Raw genomic sequence first — 18,171 nt, forward strand, 5'->3', positions numbered from 1 at the left:
TCGCCGTACCACACGTTCAGGTCCTCGACGCTCAACTTCGCGTCGCCCTCGAACTCGAACTCCGTCCACTCCTCGCGGGTCTCCTCGGCGGTCTCGCCCGCGACCGTCGTCGACGCCGAGGACTGCGTGCCCGCGCTCTCGATGCCTGTGCTGTCGTCGCCGAAGTCTGATTCTTGCTTACTCATAGTCGAGTTTCCGCCGGAAGATCGTTCGCGCCGTGATGCCGACCGCGTAGAACGAGAGCACGACCATCAGGAGGATGAACGCGCTCGCCCACCCCATGGACGGCGACCCGCTCACGCCAGCCGCGATGACCGCCCACACCTGCGTCGGCAGCGACGCCGACGCCGCCGTGAGCGCCTCGTTCACGACGAACGGCGGCTGCGCGACGAACCGGAACCCGCCGATGACGTCCACGGCCTCCGTCGAGTTGAGGGTGGAGCCGAGGACGAGGATGAGCGGCGCGGTCTCGCCCGCGATCCGGCCGACGCCGAGGATGACGCCCGTGATGACCCCGGGCATCGCCGCCGGAATGACGACGCTCCGGATGGTCGTCCACTGGTCCACGCCAAGCGCCGCGCTCGCGTCCCGGTACTCGTCCGGGACCGCCTTGATGGCCTCGCGACTCGTGATGAGGACGAGCGGGAGGAGCATGAACCCGAGGACGAGCATCCCCGCGAGCAGCGACTCGTCGCCGCCCAGCCGCGGGATGAGGAACGCCGCGCCGAACAGCCCGAAGACGATGCTGGGCGTGCTCCAGAGCGCGTTCGTCGCGATCTCCACGAGGTTCGTGAAGTTCCCCTGCTCGGCGTACTCCGTGAGGAACACGGCGGCGCCGAGCCCGAGCGGGACCGCGAACGCGGTCGCGCCGACGACCAGCCACACCGTTCCCACGATGGCGGGGAGGATGCCGCCGGGTTCGGCACCCAGCGGGATGTACGCCTGCATCGCCATCGGCCACGAGAGCGACCCCTGCGTCGCGACCGCGAACGGCCCGACGCGGAACGGAACGCCCGTCCCGGCGACGTGCGCGCCGAGCACGCCGACGAACCCAGCAGCCGCGGCGAGCGAGAGCGTCACCTCCTCACCGACCAATCGGCTGGTGATGGTCTCCTCGACGTTCCCCCGTCCGAGCGCGAGGAGGGCGGCGGTCGCGAGGAAGCCCGCGGCGGCGACGAACGCCGCGAACGCCACCACCGGGACGCCAGCGACGTTCGGGACCGTCCGCGCGGTCGATTCGAGGAACGCGGTCGCGAGCAGGACCGACAGCCCGCCGAACGCGCCGACGACGAACAGCGGGGCGACGCCGACCGCGCGCTCGCTGACGTTCCGCGGGTCACCGCCGGCGAGCACGCCGGCGAGCGGCGCGAGCGCGAGCGCCATCGCGGCGACCGCGGCGACGACCACGATCCAGTACGCCACTGTTCCGCCGAGCGCGGTCACCCCGAACGGGTTCGCGCCGAAGATACCGAACGCGCCCGCGAGCACCACGAGTGCACCGACGACCAGCGGGAGCGCTTTCCGGACTTGCCCGACGACCGGGAGGTCCTCGCCGACGTTCTCGAGGCTCCCGTACCGCCGGAAGAAGTACGCGAGCAGCGCGACGCTCGCGACGAGCACGAGCGGCGACCCGACGACGAGCGAGCGCGTCACCGAGACGCTCGTATCCAGGACCTCCGGCTGGCGGTTCACCTGCACCGTGTACGTGAAGTCGTACGCGAGCGCTCGTCCGGTCACGACCACGTACGCGAACAGCGCGGAGAGCGCACCGACCGCCGAAACCGGGAGCACCCGCAGGAGTTGCCTGGCGCCGCCGCGCCACTCCTCCGTGCCAGCCGGCTGGCTCGCGCGATGCGCGGCGAGCGCCAGCAACGGGAGCGTCGCGATGAACGCCGACGCCGCGCCGATACTGAACCCGTGGAACGCGTACCCGACGCCCTTCAGCGTCACGAACACGACGATGGCCGCCATCACGGCGAGCATCAGGAGCGCGTTCAGGTTGATGACGAGGAACGTCCCGTACTGGCGGCCTTGCGCGCCGAACCCCTCGCGGGCCTTCGCCGCGGACCACGCCGACAGGAGCGACCCCGTCAGGACGAATATCGGGACGACGACGCCGCCCGTGAACCCGCCGGAGACGACGTCGGGGTTCCACTGCCAGCCGACGCCGATGGCGGCGGACGCGACCGTCCCGCCGAGCACGGCGACGACGAGGCCAGCGGGGACCGTCGACCCGACGTCCTCGCGAGCGACGACCGTCAGCACGAGGAGCGCGACGCCCACGACGACGGCGACGGCGACCCACGCCAGCGAGTCGAACCCGACGAGCGACCCGCCGACGCCCGCGCCGACGCCCAGGCCGACGACGCCGAACGCGCCGCCGGCGAGCAGGCCCGCGCTCGCGTCCGGCGTCGTCTCCACGACCCCGAACCGGCTCGCCGCGCCCGCGGCGACCACCACGACCGACTCGACGACGAGCAGCCAGCCGAGGAGCGCCGCGAGCGTCACCGCGGACGCGTACGCGACCCCGGTCAGCAGGACCGTGGACACGAGCAAGCCACCGGCGACGCCACGCAGGCGCTCGGACGTGATTGGGACGACGTTCGCCCACGAGAACGCGGCGACGGCGCCGACGCCACCGGCCGTGACCGCAGTCAAGGCGAGCAGGAACTCGCCGAGGGCCGGGCCGCTCGCCGCGAGCCCGACGACCTGGACGAGCGACAGGAGCGCGAGCGCGAACCCGACGACCGTCAGCGAGATGACGCCGTCGAGCGCGCGGTCGTACAATCGAGAGTCCGCGCCGACGAGCGTCGTGTCGCGAGCGTACGCGTCACTCATGCTTGCCCCCGCAGCTTCTCCTTCATCCGGCGCTCGATGAACTGCGAGAGGACGCTCATCCCGGCGACGATGACGAACAGGATGACGCCCGCGACGAACAGCACGTCGATCGTGCTCTCGGACGCACTCCCGTAGTTCGTCGCGATGAGGCTCGTTAGCGTCGCGCCCGCGTCGAACACGTCGAACAGCGGGTTCGACAACCCGACGCCCGCCGCCATGATGGCGGCGACCGCCATCGTCTCACCGATCGCGCGCCCGAGCCCGAGGATGAGACCCGCAGAGATTCCCGAGAACGCCGCCGGTATCGAGATGGACTTCATCGTCTGCCACTGCGTCGCGCCCATCGCGACCGAGCCGTCCTTCATCGACCGCGGGACGCTCGACAGCGCGTCCTCCGCGACCGACACGACCGTCGGGAGCGCCATCAGGCCGACGACGAGCCCCGCGATGAGGAACGACGCGCCGTCGTCGAGGAACGACGTCTGGATGAACCCGTTCAGCACCTGGAACCCGATGAACCCGTACACGATGGACGGAATCCCAGCGAGCACCTCGACGGCGGGCTTGACGACCTCGCGCACGCCGTCACTCGCGACCTCGCTGATGAACAGTGCGCCGAACAACCCGAGCGGCCCGGCGACGAACGCCGATATCGTCGTCACGATGACCGTCGCCCAGATGGTCGGGATCAGCGAGTACGCGCCCGAGAGCGGATTCCAGTACGTCTCGCCCGACGGGAGGACCGCGTCCAGCCAGAAGAACCACCGGACGTTCCCGTCGACCACCGGAATCAGGAACAACCCGAGGCCGTGTTCGCCGACCGCCGGGAACGCGCTCGCGAACAAGTACACCGTGATGAACGTCACCGTCAGCACCGTCGACACGGTCGCGACGAGCGTCAACAACCGCGCGGTCTCCGCCTGATGCCTCACCCACGACACCACGGTCGTCAGCCCGAACAGCACGAACGTCGGGAGTGCGAGCGCCGGCGCGACGAGGAACACGCCCACGGTCGCGACGAGCAAGAGCGCCGCCGAACCGACCGTGAGGAGCGCGCCCTCCGACGCGTCCTGGCCGAGGAGTGTTGTGCGAGCGTTCGACATGAAGTTACTGGACATTTCGTATCTTGTGGGGTCTGTCGCGTCGTTCGACTGCCTGTCCTCCGGTCCACCCGCAGTCGCGTCAGTTCGTCGGCTCGGGGAGCTTCCCGAGCTGGGTCTCCTGCCGGCGTTTCCCGAGCGCGAAGTAGTTGTTCGGCTTCACGAACGTGTCCTGCCCGAAGTCACTCAGGAGCATCCGCAGGAACGCCGCCTCCTGCTTGCTCGTGCCGTCCCACGTGTACGCGTGCAGGTCGCGACTCAGGGGGTAGGCCTTCGAGTCGAGGCCGTTCTGGTCGTCCTGATAGCTGTACGTCGTCCCCTCCCAGTTCAGCGCGATGGGCGCGACGCCGTCGGTGTCGATGAACGTCAACGCCAGGTAACTGATGGCGTTGTCGGCCTGCGCGATCGCCTCCGCGAGCCGCTGGTTCTGCCCGAAGCGATTCGCCACCGAGGTGTCCTCCTCGGGGTTCCCGAAGACGTTCGCGACGAAACTCGTCCGCGTCCCGGAGCCCTTGACGCGCCCGAGCACCTGAATGTCCCTGTCTGGGCCACCGAGCTCGGTCCAGTTCGTGATGCGGCCCTTGTAGAGGTCCTTGAGCTCCTGGCCAGTGATCTCGGTGACGCCAGCGTCAGCGATCTCCTCGGAGACGACGAGGGGCTGGCCGTCGACGCCGACGACGTGATCCGTGAACTTCTCGTAGGACTCGCGGTCCGGGAGCTCGTCCTCGACGTTCCCCGAGGAGTTCCCGATGTCTATCTGCTCGCTCATCACCTTCTCGACGCCCGTCCCCGAGTGACTGAGTGCGACCGTGAACCGGAACGGCGGCTTCCCGTCGCCGCTCGGCTCGAACCCGTACAGGCCAGCCCAGTAATCCGCGAGATTCTTCTCCGTCTCGATACCGTACTCGCCGTGGGGCCAGTACTCGGAGTCGCTCGCCGGCCGGTTCGCGTTCCAGTACGACCCGCCCGAGTTCATGATCGGGTACACCGTCGACGACCCACCAGACGTCAACGTGCGCGGGCCGCTCGACCCGCCGCCGGACTCACCGTCGCTGGCCGACTCGGTCGAGGTCGACGTCGAGGTCGACGCACCCTCCGCGCGTCGCGCCCCACGCAGCGAGTCACCCATGCAACCCGCCGTCGCCGCCACCCCGACGACGCCCGCCGTGGCGATGAATTCACGCCGCGATGCCCTGCCGGGATACCGCTCCGGGTCTTCCGCCATTACGACTAGGAAGACGGATTCCTACTAAAGCGGTTGCTAATATCCCTATAGCCACCTACAGAACTTCCATACTGAACATATCGATATATAGGAATACGTATTCTCGAGGCGGTCGACGGCCGATCCGCCGATACACCCGGATACCACGACGAACACGGCGCAGAACGCACGAAACCGGTCACCGGACCGACCGCTAGCCGTGCGACACAACAGGCGACACGCCACCCGAACCACACCCAACCGACCGCCAGCAACCTACCCAACCAGTCAACCCACAGCAACCAACACCCATGCCAGCACACCACACTCGACCATCTATATACCCGACACTCCCCCTCCCAACCCACCCCACCGATACCTCACCAAAACACCAACACGCGCACCCAGAACCCCACCACCACCGAACCACCGACACCCACGCTCACCACAACACCACCACGTTTTCACACAGAAAGCGAGTCGGGGCGGATTCGAACCGGAACGAGACGGTCGCCCTCGCTTCGCTCGGGCGCTGCGACTCGTAGGGTTCGAATCCGCACAGAACCATTCTTACTGCACACGCTCGTCGCTAGCGCTCCTCGCTCTTGTGCAGCAAGAAGTGGGTTGGGGCGGATTCGAACCGCCGGCCTGCTCCGTGTGAAGGAGCCGTCATAACCTGGCTAGACCACCAACCCAGGCACTCGTGGGTACCCGGTTGGTGAACTAAAGGGTTCCGTTCCTCAGGCGGATTGCTCGGTGCGGTCGCGGTACGCGGCGACCTTCTCGCGGGCTTCGACGATGCGCTCGCGCGCCTCGCCCTCCGCGCGCTGCTCGATCTCCTTCAGGTCCGACTGGAGCTTCTCGACCCGCGACGGCTCGGGCTCGGGTTCGACGCCGCGCAGCTCGTTCACGCGCTCGACGACGGGCTCGAGCTCCTCCTTGATGCCGGCGGAGGCGTGCTCACCGGCTCGCTTCAGGTAGTATCGGGCGTCTTCGAAGTGCTTGTTCATACAATACTGTTGGATTGGATAGGACAAGAATCTGTCGCCCGCCATCACTCCCGTTTTAGGCAACCCGAAATCGGCACCTTTACCAATGATTTAGGCATACCTAAAATCGTGGCGGCGGGCGAACCCCGCCACGCGAACCGTCTGTCCCAACCACCGGGTCGTCGCCTCGTGACCGACGACCCACGACAGAGCCGTGGGCATCACGCGGCACCGCCGCGGCACGGCTCACTCCTGCTTCACCCAAAACCGTTTACCAGCACCGTCGCGTACGCCACTCGCGTGTTCGAACGACTCTCTATCCCGACTCCCTTCCAGGTCGGCCCGGTCAACGCCTACGTCGCCGGGCAGACCATCGTCGACCCGGGCCCAGCGAGCGAGGAGGCCTGGTCGAAGCTCCTCACCGAACTCGACGCACACGACCTCGACCCCGAGGACTTCGAACAGGTACTCGTCACGCACCCCCACCCGGACCACTTCGGGCTCGCGAAACGCTTCCGCGAGCGCGGCGCGCGCGTCCTCGCGAGCGCGCCCGCCGCCCACATCATCGGCGGGTTCGAAGCACGACTCGCGTACGAACAGGAGTTCTTCCAGGAGTTCTTCCAGCGACACGGCATGGCCGAGTCCACCGCCAGAACCGTCACCGACCTCCCCGAAGCCTTCGTCGAGTACGCCCCCGACGTCGACACCGACCGCGTCCTCGACGCCGGCGACACCGTCACCGTCGACGGGGCCACCCTCGACGTCGGTACCACGACCGGGCACGCCCCCGGCGAACTCACGTTCGCGTACGACCACGACGACGAACGACGCGTCATCGTCGGCGACAACGTCCTCCCCGACATCACGCCGAACCCACTCCTCCAGCCGCCGATGGACCACCACGACGAGCGCCCGCGCATCCTCCCCGCGTTCAACGACGCACTCGCCCGCCTCCGCGACGCCGACTACGACCGCATGCTCCCCGGACACCGCGAGGTGATCGACGACCCCGCCGGACGTATCGACGAGATACTCGCCGCACACGAGGACCGCACCGAGACCGTCATCGGGCTCCTCGACGGCCCGACGACCGCGGTCGACGTGATGAACGGCCTCTTCGAGGACTTGCCCGCGACCGAGCAATTCAGCGGGATGAGCGAGGCGGTCGGGCACCTGGACGTGCTCGAAGCTCGCGGCGAGGTGACGCGCCGCGAACAAGGTGGCATGGTCGTCTACGAACGCGCCTGAGAACGCCGCTCGCCCACGAATTGTCGACCGCGGTCAGTACGTCGGATTCTCCTCGCGGACGCCGTCGCGTTTGTTCACCACGCGCGCCCACGTGAAGAGGCCGTCCGACAGCCGGTTCAGGTACTGGATCGCCTCCGCGTTCACCGGGTCGCCCGCGGCGAACTCCACGGCACGGCGTTCCGCGCGCCGACACACCGTCCGGGCGTGATGCAACCGCGAGCCCTTCTCGGACCCCGTCGGGAGGATGAACGACTCCAGCGGGTCGAGTTCCTCCTCGAACGCGTCGATCCAGTCCTCTATCTCGTCCACGTGCGCTTCGCGCACGCGCGGGTCGTCCTCGTCGGGGTCGGGGTTCGCGAAGTCCGCCTGCACGACGTGCAGGTGATTCTGGACGCCCTCCAGTATCTCGTCGACGTCGTCGTGACCCGTCGGCCGAACCGTCCCGATGAGCGCGTTCAGTTCGTCGACGGTCCCGTACGCCTCGATGCGCGGACTCGTCTTCGACACCCGACTCATGTCCCGCAGGTCGGTCATCCCGTCGTCGCCACGACCGGTGTATATCTTCATGCATCGTCGTCGGGCCCGCTTGCACTTAACTATCGCCCGGAACACGTGCGATAAACCACTACGCGCGATACAGAATCCGTGGTCGTGGGTGCGGAACCGCTTATCAGCCATCCGAGCGAAGCCGGCGTATGGACCGCTCCTCGCTCCCCGACGCCGCGTTCGTCGACCCGAGCGGCGCGAACGCCGCGGCCGTCCGGTCGATGGCGACGGACGTCCTCGACCAACTCCTCGACCAGCTCGCCGCCGCCGAGGACCGACCGCCGCTACCAGCCGACCCGACACCACCGGCCGTCGACGTTCCGGACGACCCGCGCGACGCGGCAGCCCTCAAGGACGCACTCGAAGGCATCGTCGACGGGTCGATGAACCCCGCACATCCCGGGTACATCGGGCACATGGATACGATGCCGACGACCGCGTCCGTCCTCGGCGACCTCGTCGCCGCCGCAGTCAACAACAACATGCTGAGCGCCGAGATGTCGCCGGTGTTCACCGAACTCGAAGCCGAGTTGACGGCCCTGGTCGCCACAGCGTTCGGACTCGGCGCGGACGCGGGCGGCGTCATGACCAGCGGTGGGAGTCTCGCGAACCTCCAGGCGCTCGCCGTCGCACGGAACCGAGCGTTCGACGTCGCCGACTCGGGGCTCGCCGCCACCAGCGACAGGCCTGTCGCGTTCGCGTCCGCGGCAGCGCACACGTCGCTCCAGAAGAGCGCGATGCTCCTCGGTCTCGGCAGCGACGCCATCGTTCCCGTCGAAACCGACGAGCACGGCCGGATGCGCCCCGCGGCACTCGAAGACGCCATCGCGCGTGCGAGCGAAGTCGGGAAGCGACCGTTCTGCGTCGTCGCAACCGCTGGCACGACCACGACCGGGAACGTCGACCCGCTCGACGAACTCGCGACCGTGGCTGCCCGCCACGACCTGTGGTTCCATGTGGACGCCGCGTACGGTGGCGCGCTCGCGTTCGCCGACGACGACCGGGGGCTCCTCGACGGCATCGAACGAGCGGATTCGGTGACGTTCAACCCACAGAAGTGGTGTTACGTCGCCAAGACGTGCGCGATGGTCCTTTTCGCGGACCGCGAAGTGCTGGACACCGACTTCCGGATCGGCGCACCATACATGCGAGCGGGCGAGCAACGCCGGAACCTCGGCGAGCTCTCCGTCCAGGGAACGCGACATGCGGACGTCCTCAAGCTCTGGTTGACGTTCCAGCATCTCGGGCGGAGCGGGCTCGCTGCGCTCGTCGAGGAGAGCTATCGCCTCACCGCGCTGGTCCGCGACGGCGTCGCGGCCCGCGAGGAACTGGCGTTGGCAACGGACCCGGAGCTGAACGTCGTCTGCTTCCGGGCGGCACCTGACTGGTGCGATTCGAGCGAGTACGACGCCCTGAACGACGCACTCCAGGTTTCGCTCTTGGAGGACGCGGACGTGTTCGTCTCACTGCCGACGTACCGCGAGCGCAAGTGGTTGCGCGCCGTCCTCCTGAATCCGTACACGACCGACGCGGTGGTCGATGGGCTGTTCGAGCACGTCGACGAGTTCCTCTCGGCGCGGCGCCCACGATGAACCACGACCGTCGATGCCGTCGCTTTCGAGTCGACTCGACGCTCGTCAGCACGTGGTCTTCGCGAACGCGTAGGAGCCGGCGGAGAGGAGGGTGACGCCGACGAGGAGCGGTGCGACGACGAACAGTGGATGCCAGGGAGTGCAGCCGTCGCAGACGCCGGCGGCGACCTGGGCGGTGATGGTGTACTGGGTGTAGCCGCCGTAGCTCGCGAGTGCGATGCCGAGGAGGGCGGCGGTTGCGCTCGCGAGGCGTGTCGGCGTGACGTGGTCGGTGGAGGACTGGGCGGTGGGCACATCTGACATCTCGAATCGCTGGTACTTCATTCCCGCGCTTCCTCAAATCGGGTTTTCACCTGCACAGTCAGGGCGACCGCATCGTTCCCACGGATTCGGCTGCCGCTATCCCCGAGAACCGGACCGCGTGCGCCGCTCGCGGCCGTCTGGGAGCGCACGCCTCCAAGCCGAGCGAACCGATTTACTATAGCGAACAGTGGTTTATGGGATGGCGTTCGGACGCGCCGTTGCGTCCTCGAAATCGGTACGTTCAACTGCGCGACCCGGAAACCCCCAGGTATGAGCCTCGAGCTAGAGCACTACTGCCCGGACTGCGACGACGACCGCGTCTTCTACAGAGCAGCGAGCACGACGCTGCACCTCGGGACGAAGGTCAAGTGGCACTGCCCGGACTGCGACTACGGGTTCGTCCAGGTCAACGGCGAGGTCGACACGTCCGAAGCCTGAGTACTGACGGTCTCTCCTCTGCGAGTCGTCGACCGTCGAGCGCTAGCGCCGTCGCTCGCGAGCGACTGAATCGGCGAGAACGGGGGCTGGTCGCCTTAGTCGTCGAGTGCGCGCCAGCTGAGGCGGAGGTCGCGGGCGGCCTCGGTCTGGTCGATGCGCGCCGCGGTCGTGCGCTCGGGCGCGGCAGCGAGCGTCTCGTCGTCCTCGCTCGCGACCTCGTTGAACGCGCGAGCGAGCTGGTCGAGCGTGCGCTTGCCCTCTATCTCCGTGGGTTCGGTCATGAGCGCTTCGCTCACGATCTCCGGCCACTTCGTCGTCGGCGGGTGCACGCCGTAGTCGAGCATGCGTTTCGCGACGTCCGCGGCGTCCTGGTCGCCGGCGCTCGCGACGAACTCGTGGTGGAACGGCCCGTAGGGGACGTCGTACTCGACCTGGCTCGCGAGGTAGTTCGCGTTCAGGACGGCCTTCGCGCTCGCGTCGCTGAGGCCGTCGTCGCCGAGGCGCGCGATGTACGCGTACGCTTTCGCGAGCACGAGCCAGTTCCCGTACTTCCCGTGGACCTTCCCGACCGAGTGCTCGGGGGTCTCGAACTCGTAGTGGAGCGGGCTCTCGTCGGGTGCTTCGACGACCTGCGGGTCCGGGAGGAACTCCGCGAGTTCGTCGACGACGCCGACGGGGCCGGCGCCGGGGCCGCCGCCGCCGTGGGGCGTTGCGAACGTCTTGTGGACGTTGTAGTGCATGACGTCGAAGCCCATGTCGCCGGGGCGTCCGCGACCGAGGAGGGCGTTCAGGTTCGCGCCGTCGTAGTACAGGAGGCCGCCGGCGTCGTGCACCATGTCCGCGACCTGCTCGATGTCGCGCTCGAAGAGCCCGAGCGTGTTCGGGTTCGTGAGCATCAGGAGCGCGGTGTCGTCGCCGAGTGCCTCCTCGAGCGCTTCGAGGTCAACGCGGCCGTCCTCGCCGCCGGGGAGGCTGACGACGTCGAACCCGGCGAGGGCGGCGCTCGCGAAGTTCGTGCCGTGCGCGCTCTCGGGGACGATGATCTCCGAGCGGTCCTCGCCGTTCGCCTCGTGATAGGCGTCCGCGACGAGGACGCCCGTGAACTCGCCCGCGGCGCCCGCGGGCGGATGGAGCGTGACGGCGTCCATCCCGCCGATGCGCGCGAGGTAATCCTGGAGCGAGTGCAGCACGGAGAGCGTGCCCTGCACTGCCTCCACGGGCCGGTCCGGGTGGACGAGGCCGTTCGGGTCCGCGGCGACGTCCTCGGTGAACGCCGGATTGTACTTCATCGTACACGACCCGAGGGGGTAGGGGCCGCTGTCGATGCCGTAGTTCATCTCGGAGAGCCGGGTGTAGTGCCGGACGAGGTCCGGCTCTTCGAGCTTCGGTAGCTCGAGTTCGTCGCGCGTGAGGTCGTCGGGGAGCGGACTGTCGTCGTAGTCCGCTTCCGTCGTTCGCTTCTCCGAACTCAGGGGTTCGTGGCGGTCGCCGTCGGACCACCGCGCCTGGTCGAAGTGGAACCCGTCGGCGCTCGCGTCGTCGGTCCCGTCGCGTCCGCCGTCGTCGGCGTCCTCGGGGCCGTTCATCGTGCCACCTCCGTGAGCGCGTCGACGAAGTCGTCGCGCTCGGATTCGGTGGTGCCGACCGTACACAGCTGGACGTGGTGTTCGTCGAGGACGTGGACGGCGTAGCCCTCGTCGACGAGGTCGTCGCCGATGGCGGGCGCGGGCTGGTCGGTGTGCGCGACGAACTCGCGGAGGTGATGGCGGCCGTGATGGGGTGCCTGCACGCCCTTGACGTCGTCGACGCGGGCGGCGAGGTCTCGGGCGTCCGCGACGTCGCGCTTCGCGAGGTCCGCGAGCCCGTCCGCGCCGAGGCCAGTCGCGTGCATCGCGGCGCGGAGGGCGACCCACGCCTGGTTCGTGCAGATGTTCGACGTCGCGCGCTCCCGGCGGATGTGCTGCTCGCGCGTCTGGAGCGTGAGCGTGTACGTCCTGGTGCCGTCGGCGTCCGTGCTCGCGCCGACGAGGCGGCCGGGGACCTGGCGGACGAAGTCCTCGCGGCACGCGAACAGCCCGAGGTCCATCCCGTAGCTCTGCGGGAGGCCGAGCGCGCTCGCGGAGCCGACGACGACGTCCGCGCCGACGCTCGCGGGCTCTTCGAGGAGCGCGAGCGACACGGGGTCGCTCCCGAGGACGAACAGCGCGTCGTCGTCGTCCGCGAGGTCACCGACGGCGTCCAGGTTCTCCTCGATGCAGCCCCGGACGGTCGGCGTCTCCGCGTACACCATCACGGTCTCGTCGTCGACGCGGTCCTGCAGGTCGGCGAGGTCGGCGTTCCCGTCGTCCATGGCGTACGACTCGACGACGAGATCGGTGCCGGCGACGTAGTTCCCGAGCACCTCCCGACGCCCGGATTCGAGGTGATCGGGGACGAGCACGCGCGTCCCGGAGGTCGCGCGGAGGCGTTCGGCGAGCGTCGCCGCTTCGCCGAGCGCGGTCGCGGCGTCGTACATCGAGCAGTTCGCGATACCCAGGCCGGTGAGTTCGACGAGGAGGCTCTGGTACTCGAACAGCGCCTGCAGGAACCCCTGCGTGACCTCGGGCTGGTATTGCGTGTAGCTCGTGAGGAACTCCGAGCGGTCCGCGAGGTGGTCGATGGCGCTCGGGACGTAGTAGTCGTAGTGCCCGCGCCCGAGGAGTTCGACGAGGTCGCGGTTCTTCGCGAGTTCGTCGGCCATCTCCGCGCGGATCTCGCGTTCTGTGCGCGCGTCGATGCCGAAGTCGCCGTCGAACCGGACGCTGTCGGGGATGTCGAACAGGTCCTCCTCGCTGTCGACGCCGACCGCGTCGAGCATCGTCCGCGTCTCCGCGTCACCGTGGGGCGCGTACGGCGTTCCGCTGGTGTCTCGTCCGTTCATACGTCGACGACCTCCTGGTGTGTGGCTGGTGTCATGCGTGGGGTGGATGATGGTCGCGTGCCGGCCGCGACGCCCGGGGTCGAGCGACGCGACGGGTGACCGACGGTATCGGTTCTCTGCCGGCGATTCGGACCCCTCCCACATGAGCGGTACGGTTCCGGCCCCTGGAGTATGCACGGACGTGGGTAGAATCGGTGGTTCGTTCCCTTCGATAGGTTCGTTCCTGCATACTATCCGCGATTGTTGCCGCGCTCGCCTCGACACCGCTCGCGGCACGCTCGACGCCCGACTCCGGGGCAGCCGCTCCACCGCGACGGCGGTTCAGGCGAGGTGCGCGCGGACGCGCTCGCGGTCCGGGACCGCGGTCTGGACGCCCTCGGTCGTCGTGGAGAGTGCAGCCGCGGTCGTCGCCATCTCGACGGCGTGAGGCATCGCGGTGTCGTGCGCGAGCTCGGCCGCGAGGAACCCGTCGAAGACGTCGCCCGCGCCCGTGGTATCGACGGGGTCGACCCCCGGTGGCCGCCGCTCGAACGCCTCGCTCGTCCAGAGCCCGCGAGTTCCGGGGGTGACGGTGACGCCGTCCGCACCTCGCGTGCGTACCACGACCCCGTCGAAGCTCTCGATACCCTCCCGGAGGCGCGCGTACTCGCCGTCGTTCGGCGTGACGACGTCCACGCACTCGTGGCCGAGCACGCGCGCGGCGTGCTCGTCCGCCGGCGACGGGTCGTACACGACCACTGGTCGCGTCCCCGTCTCCTCGTGGTGTCGCGCGAGGACGTCGAGCGCGCCGAGGAGCGCGTCCGCCGGGAGTTCGTTCTGGACGACGACGCAGTCCGCCGTCCGGAGCGCCTCGGCGTGGCGGCGCGCGGCGGCACGGTCCATCCAGCCGTTCGCGCCCGCGACGATCGCGATGTGGTTCTCGCCCGTCCCCTCGTCCACCGCGACGTACGCCGCGCCCGTCGGCCCCGGCGCCTCCTCGACGCCGGAGACGTCGACGCCGCGCGAGGCGAGCTGTTCGCGGACCGCGTGCTCGCTCGCGTCCACGCCGACCGCACCGAGGAACGCCGCGTCCGCGCCCGCACTCGCCGCGGCAACTGCCTGATTCGCGCCCTTACCGCCGAGGAACGTCTCGTGGAACGCCTCCGCGAAGTCCACTGGCACGGACTCGACCGCCACCGTCTCCCCCGGTTCCGGGAACCACGCGTACTCCGCGGCGGCGTCGTCGAGCCACCCGCTATCGCAGTACCGGACGTGGTCGACGTTCACGCTCCCGAAACTCGCCACCCTGCTCATACCCCCTCGACGCCCCCCGAGACAAAGAGCGTTCCCGACTCGTCGGGCGAACCCGCCCCGACGGCGGACCGAGGCGCGTGACGATGCCGTTATGCTCCCCCTCTCCCACGACCCGAGCATGACACGTCGCGTACTCCTCGACACGGACACCGCGGGGGACGACACGATGGCCATCCTCATGGCCGCGCTCGCCGACAGCGTCACCATCGAAGCGCTCACCATCGTCGCGGGGAACGTCGAGTTCGACCACCAGGTCGCGAACGCCAAGTACACCCTCCAGCTCGCCGGAAAGGGCGACGACGTCCCGGTCTACGAGGGCGCGCGGACGCCGCTCGTGAAGGACCACGAGCACGTCGACCACATCCACGGCGACGGCGGCCTCGGCGGCGAGATCTACCCGGACACCGGTATCCCGAGCGCGGACGGCTACGGCCCGGACGCCATCGTCGACGCTGCGCGCACGCACCCCGGAGAGGTGACGCTCGTCTGCATCGGCCCGCTCACGAACGTCGCGCTCGCGCTCCGCCGCGAGCCCGAACTCGGACGACTACTGGACGACGTCTGGGTGATGGGTGGCGCGGTGAACACGCTCGGGAACGACACGCCGAGCGCCGAGTACAACTTCTGGGTGGACCCCGACGCCGCGAAGGTCGTCCTGAACGAACTCGACGTCACGCTCGTCGACTGGGGGCTCACCGTCCGGCAGGCGATGCTCGAAGGCGACGAACTCGCCGTGTTCGAGGAGTCCGACAGCGAGTACGCCGAATTCTTCACCACGATAACGGAGCACCCGCGGGAGTTCTCGAAGGAGCGCCTCGGCGTCGACGCCACCACCCAACCCGACTCCGTCACCGTCGCCTGCATGCTCGAACCCGACCTCGTCACGGGGTCGAACACGTACCACGTCGACGTCGACGAACGCGAAGGCCTCACGCGCGGCTACAGCATGGTCGACGAACTCGGGATCACCGACGGCGAACCCCGAACTGAAGTGGTCGAAGAGATAGACGCCGCCGCGTTCGAAGAGATGTTCAGCGACATGCTGCTGCACGGCGACCCAGAGCGCTCGCGGTGAAGTCCAGTGCAGGAGACTGGTCCCATTCACGGACGATTTACTGAATCAACTGTACAATAGGGCTGCTACTATTTCATATGCTAAGATGCTTATTAGGTTTCCCAGAAACAGACTCGTTGCACTGCTGAAATCAGGCGATATTACGCTTACAGCCCCTATATATACGATAGCGAAAACCCCCAAGACGGCCATTCGACGAGGAGTTGAGGAGGAAGCGTAGCGTGTCCAAAGTTGCTCCACATCAGCCACAGATGAGATTAGAACCACGAGAAGTGAGATTAACAGCCCTCCTGCTAAGAAGAGAGGTGCAATTGTTTCACCCCGGGATACAAGCGTAGAGATCGCGAAGGCGATGAGTAAGCCTGTCCAGAGGATACCTTTCATACTCATCTCTCGGGGGTTCAGGATATCCATGTCGACTATTTATACGTCACGCCAGTAATCGCCTTCACCGTCCTCCGTCAATGGAAGGTAGTTTCCGGTTCCGGGTGCATAAGTATCACAGGCATTGTCAGGATTATCCCATCCAGCATTTTTCAGATGTGACTTTTTGATTTCTACAACTTTTCTGACCCCACATGTATCAGGACAAATTCAATTGCGCGCTTCCATGTCATAGGGTTCCCGATACAACCATTGATTCTACACCATTCATGTCCCTGAGTGGACGGCGAGTCTGAGTCTGGGTTGCGATCTACTAGGCTACCAGTGCTTGTTGTAATGGAACCATCCTCTGTATTATCAGCAGTTCCCGGCCCGTTGGAATCCCTGGAAATGATAGTCAGTTTGGCATACCCGAGTGGATGCGAAACCACCTCCTCCTGATGCTCGATCGCGGATGCTCGGGTGGCAATATGTGCAACGGTTGTCTCAGGAATATCCCGATTGCTTGTATTGTTTCCAATCCAAATGAAAGCGCCATCTTTGCCACCCGAACGATATCGATTTAGTTCTTAGACAACACAATCGTAAATAAGTGTAACTTTCCGTTCCGTCGTGAATCTCCTTGAAGGTGAGTCGGCCGCGACTCAGGCGATCTGGTCGTCGTACTCCTCGGCCGTGAGGAGTTCGTCGAGTTCGCTCTCGTCGCTCATCTCGATTTCGAGCATCCAGCCGTCGCCGTAGGGGTCGTCGTTCACGAGTTCGGGGGCGTCGAACAGGTCCTCGTTTACTGCCGTCACTTCGCCGCTGACGGGCGCGTAGAGGTCGCTGACTGCTTTGATGGATTCGACGACGCCGAACGCCTCGTCGTGGGTCACCGAATCGCCGACGTCCGGGAGTTCGACGAAGACGACGTCGCCGAGTTCGTCCTGCGCGAAGTCACTGATGCCGACGCGGACCGTGTCGCCGTCGCGGGCCGCGTACTCGTGCGATTCCATGTACTGCCGGTCGTCTGGGATGTTGAAGCTCATCGTTCGTAGAAGGGGAGTGATTCGACGCGTGCTTTCTTCGAGTCCCCGCGCACCACGACGCGTAGCGTGGTGCCCGGGTCCGTGTACTCGGTCGAGACGTACGCGAGGCCGATGGGCTCGTCGAGCGTCGGACTCATCGTCCCGCTCGTCACCTCGCCGACGACGAGGTCGTCGGTGTCCGTGACGTCGTAGCCGTGCCGGGGGACGCCGCGGTCGACGAGCGTGAACCCGACGAGTTTCTCGTCGACGCCCTCCGCCTTCGCGGCCTCGAGGGCGTCGCGGCCGACGAACTCGGTGTCGAGCTTGACGGTGAACCCGATACCGGCCTCGTAGGGGTTCCGCGGGTTCGAGTCGTGGTCGAAGTCCTGCCCCGAGAGGAGGAGGCCCGCTTCGAGCCGGAGCGTGTCGCGCGACCCGAGCCCGCAGCGCTGGACGTCTCGCTCCTCGGCGAACGCCGCCCACACCTCGGGCGCGCGATTCCACGGGACGACGAGTTCCACGCCGTCCTCGCCCGTGTACCCGGTGCGAGCGACGAGGCACTCGACGCCGGCGACCGTCGCCCACGTCGCGCTGAACCGCGAGATGTCCTCGACGTTCACGTCCGCCGCGTCGTCGACGTGCCCGACCGCCTCGGGCCCCTGCACGGCGAACATCCCGTAGTCGTACGTCGCATCGTAGACGGTCGCGTCCAGGTCCCACTCGTCGCGGTGCTCGGTCCACCGGTCGTGCATCTGCTCGGCGTGCCCGGCGTTCGGGACGAACAGGAACGACGCGTCGTCGCTATCGCCAGTCCCGTCGTCGCTGTCGCCGGTCTCGTCGTCGGTCTCGGGCAGCCGGTAGACGACGGTGTCGTCGATGATGTCGCCCTCGCCGTCCGTGATCGTCGAGTACTGCGCGTCACCCGCATCGAGTGCGGTGACGTCGTTCGATGTCAAGCGCTGCATGAGTCGTTCGGCGTCCGGCCCGGACACCTCGATCTCGCTCATGTGCGAGACGTCGAAGATGCCCGCGCTCGACCGGACGGCCTCGTGCTCGACGCGGATACCGTCGAACTCGACGGGCATGTCCCAGCCGCCGAACTCGGTGAACTTCGCGCCGGCCTCGGCGTGACGGTCGCGCAACGGCGGCGTCTCCAGGGCCATACCGGAGTCGTCGCCCGCCGGCAAGTAATGCTTTCGTATCCCGGCGGTCCGCCGACCCCGTCGACCACCCG

At 67.4% G+C, this 18,171-nt stretch carries 16 protein-coding genes, 1 tRNA gene and 1 pseudogene; 4 read left to right on the forward strand and 14 right to left on the reverse strand.

Features of this window, described 5'->3' with window-relative positions:
* The 6 genes and pseudogenes from VYJ16_RS07450 to VYJ16_RS07475 all read right to left on the reverse strand — a co-directional run.
* Positions 1–185: pseudogene (locus VYJ16_RS07450) on the reverse strand (phosphate ABC transporter ATP-binding protein); the annotation flags it as partial.
* Positions 178–2,838 carry a phosphate ABC transporter permease PstA gene (gene pstA, locus VYJ16_RS07455; RefSeq protein WP_336349684.1) on the reverse strand — a complete coding sequence of 887 codons (2,661 nt, stop codon included), beginning with the start codon at positions 2,836–2,838 and terminating at the stop codon, positions 178–180. The pseudogene VYJ16_RS07450 and the gene pstA, both read right to left, overlap by 8 nt.
* Positions 2,835–3,941: a phosphate ABC transporter permease subunit PstC gene (pstC, locus tag VYJ16_RS07460; RefSeq protein ID WP_379762505.1), complete on the reverse strand. Its 1,107-nt coding sequence runs from the start codon at positions 3,939–3,941 to the stop codon at positions 2,835–2,837. The genes pstA and pstC overlap by 4 nt, the downstream gene beginning before the upstream one ends.
* 79 nt (positions 3,942–4,020) lie before the next feature.
* Positions 4,021–5,163 carry a substrate-binding domain-containing protein gene (locus tag VYJ16_RS07465; protein ID WP_336349686.1) on the reverse strand — a complete coding sequence of 381 codons (1,143 nt, stop codon included), beginning with the start codon at positions 5,161–5,163 and terminating at the stop codon, positions 4,021–4,023.
* Positions 5,164–5,762: 599 nt separating this feature from the next.
* Positions 5,763–5,837 (reverse strand) — tRNA-Val (locus tag VYJ16_RS07470).
* Positions 5,838–5,882: 45 nt separating this feature from the next.
* Positions 5,883–6,152, reverse strand: a complete 270-nt coding sequence (locus tag VYJ16_RS07475) for a DUF7553 family protein (RefSeq protein ID WP_336349687.1) — start codon at positions 6,150–6,152, stop codon at positions 5,883–5,885.
* Between the two features lie 279 nt (positions 6,153–6,431).
* Here VYJ16_RS07475 and VYJ16_RS07480 point away from each other — a divergent pair, with 279 nt between their 5' ends.
* Positions 6,432–7,379 (forward strand): MBL fold metallo-hydrolase, encoded by a 948-nt coding sequence (locus VYJ16_RS07480; RefSeq protein WP_336349688.1) that lies wholly within the window; start codon positions 6,432–6,434, stop codon positions 7,377–7,379.
* A gap of 33 nt (positions 7,380–7,412) precedes the next feature.
* Here the strand turns inward: VYJ16_RS07480 and VYJ16_RS07485 are convergent, their stop codons facing one another.
* Complete coding sequence (locus VYJ16_RS07485) at positions 7,413–7,946, reverse strand: cob(I)yrinic acid a,c-diamide adenosyltransferase (protein ID WP_336349689.1); 534 nt, start codon at positions 7,944–7,946, stop codon at positions 7,413–7,415.
* A gap of 128 nt (positions 7,947–8,074) precedes the next feature.
* On the opposite strand from VYJ16_RS07485, the gene VYJ16_RS07490 reads away from it, so the two are divergent.
* Entirely contained in the window at positions 8,075–9,517 is a 1,443-nt protein-coding gene (locus VYJ16_RS07490; RefSeq protein WP_336349690.1) for a pyridoxal phosphate-dependent decarboxylase family protein, read from the forward strand.
* Between the two features lie 45 nt (positions 9,518–9,562).
* Here the strand turns inward: VYJ16_RS07490 and VYJ16_RS07495 are convergent, their stop codons facing one another.
* Positions 9,563–9,841 (reverse strand): hypothetical protein, encoded by a 279-nt coding sequence (locus tag VYJ16_RS07495; protein ID WP_336349691.1) that lies wholly within the window; start codon positions 9,839–9,841, stop codon positions 9,563–9,565.
* Positions 9,842–10,090: 249 nt separating this feature from the next.
* Here VYJ16_RS07495 and VYJ16_RS07500 point away from each other — a divergent pair, with 249 nt between their 5' ends.
* Positions 10,091–10,258: a DUF7838 family putative zinc beta-ribbon protein gene (locus tag VYJ16_RS07500; RefSeq protein WP_336349692.1), complete on the forward strand. Its 168-nt coding sequence runs from the start codon at positions 10,091–10,093 to the stop codon at positions 10,256–10,258.
* 95 nt (positions 10,259–10,353) lie between these two features.
* On the opposite strand, the gene gcvPB is transcribed toward VYJ16_RS07500, so the two are convergent.
* From gcvPB to VYJ16_RS07515, 3 genes are all read right to left on the reverse strand, one after another.
* Positions 10,354–11,844, reverse strand: coding sequence for an aminomethyl-transferring glycine dehydrogenase subunit GcvPB (gene gcvPB / locus VYJ16_RS07505; protein WP_336349693.1), 1,491 nt, complete (start codon positions 11,842–11,844; stop codon positions 10,354–10,356).
* A complete protein-coding gene (gcvPA, locus tag VYJ16_RS07510; protein ID WP_336349694.1) occupies positions 11,841–13,178 on the reverse strand; it encodes an aminomethyl-transferring glycine dehydrogenase subunit GcvPA in 1,338 nt (445 codons plus the stop codon). Before gcvPA ends, gcvPB begins: the two co-directional genes overlap by 4 nt.
* 321 nt (positions 13,179–13,499) lie before the next feature.
* On the reverse strand, positions 13,500–14,471 hold the full coding sequence (locus VYJ16_RS07515; protein ID WP_336349695.1) for a PfkB family carbohydrate kinase: 972 nt from the start codon (positions 14,469–14,471) through the stop codon (positions 13,500–13,502).
* Positions 14,472–14,589: 118 nt separating this feature from the next.
* Here VYJ16_RS07515 and VYJ16_RS07520 point away from each other — a divergent pair, with 118 nt between their 5' ends.
* On the forward strand, positions 14,590–15,546 hold the full coding sequence (locus VYJ16_RS07520) for a nucleoside hydrolase (RefSeq protein WP_336349696.1): 957 nt from the start codon (positions 14,590–14,592) through the stop codon (positions 15,544–15,546).
* 45 nt (positions 15,547–15,591) lie between these two features.
* Here VYJ16_RS07520 and VYJ16_RS07525 read toward each other — a convergent pair whose 3' ends face one another.
* From VYJ16_RS07525 to gcvT, 3 genes are all read right to left on the reverse strand, one after another.
* Positions 15,592–15,960 carry a hypothetical protein gene (locus VYJ16_RS07525; RefSeq protein WP_336349697.1) on the reverse strand — a complete coding sequence of 123 codons (369 nt, stop codon included), beginning with the start codon at positions 15,958–15,960 and terminating at the stop codon, positions 15,592–15,594.
* 614 nt (positions 15,961–16,574) lie between these two features.
* Complete coding sequence (gene gcvH, locus VYJ16_RS07530; RefSeq protein WP_336349698.1) at positions 16,575–16,958, reverse strand: glycine cleavage system protein GcvH; 384 nt, start codon at positions 16,956–16,958, stop codon at positions 16,575–16,577.
* The gene (gene gcvT / locus VYJ16_RS07535) at positions 16,955–18,100 is read right to left on the reverse strand and encodes a glycine cleavage system aminomethyltransferase GcvT (RefSeq protein ID WP_336349699.1); all 1,146 of its coding nucleotides are present in this window, start codon (positions 18,098–18,100) and stop codon (positions 16,955–16,957) included. Before gcvT ends, gcvH begins: the two co-directional genes overlap by 4 nt.
* Positions 18,101–18,171: the final 71 nt, after the last annotated feature.

The organism is Halorubellus litoreus (assembly GCF_037081675.1).
GTDB classification, from domain to species: Archaea; Halobacteriota; Halobacteria; order Halobacteriales; family Natrialbaceae; genus Halorubellus; species Halorubellus litoreus.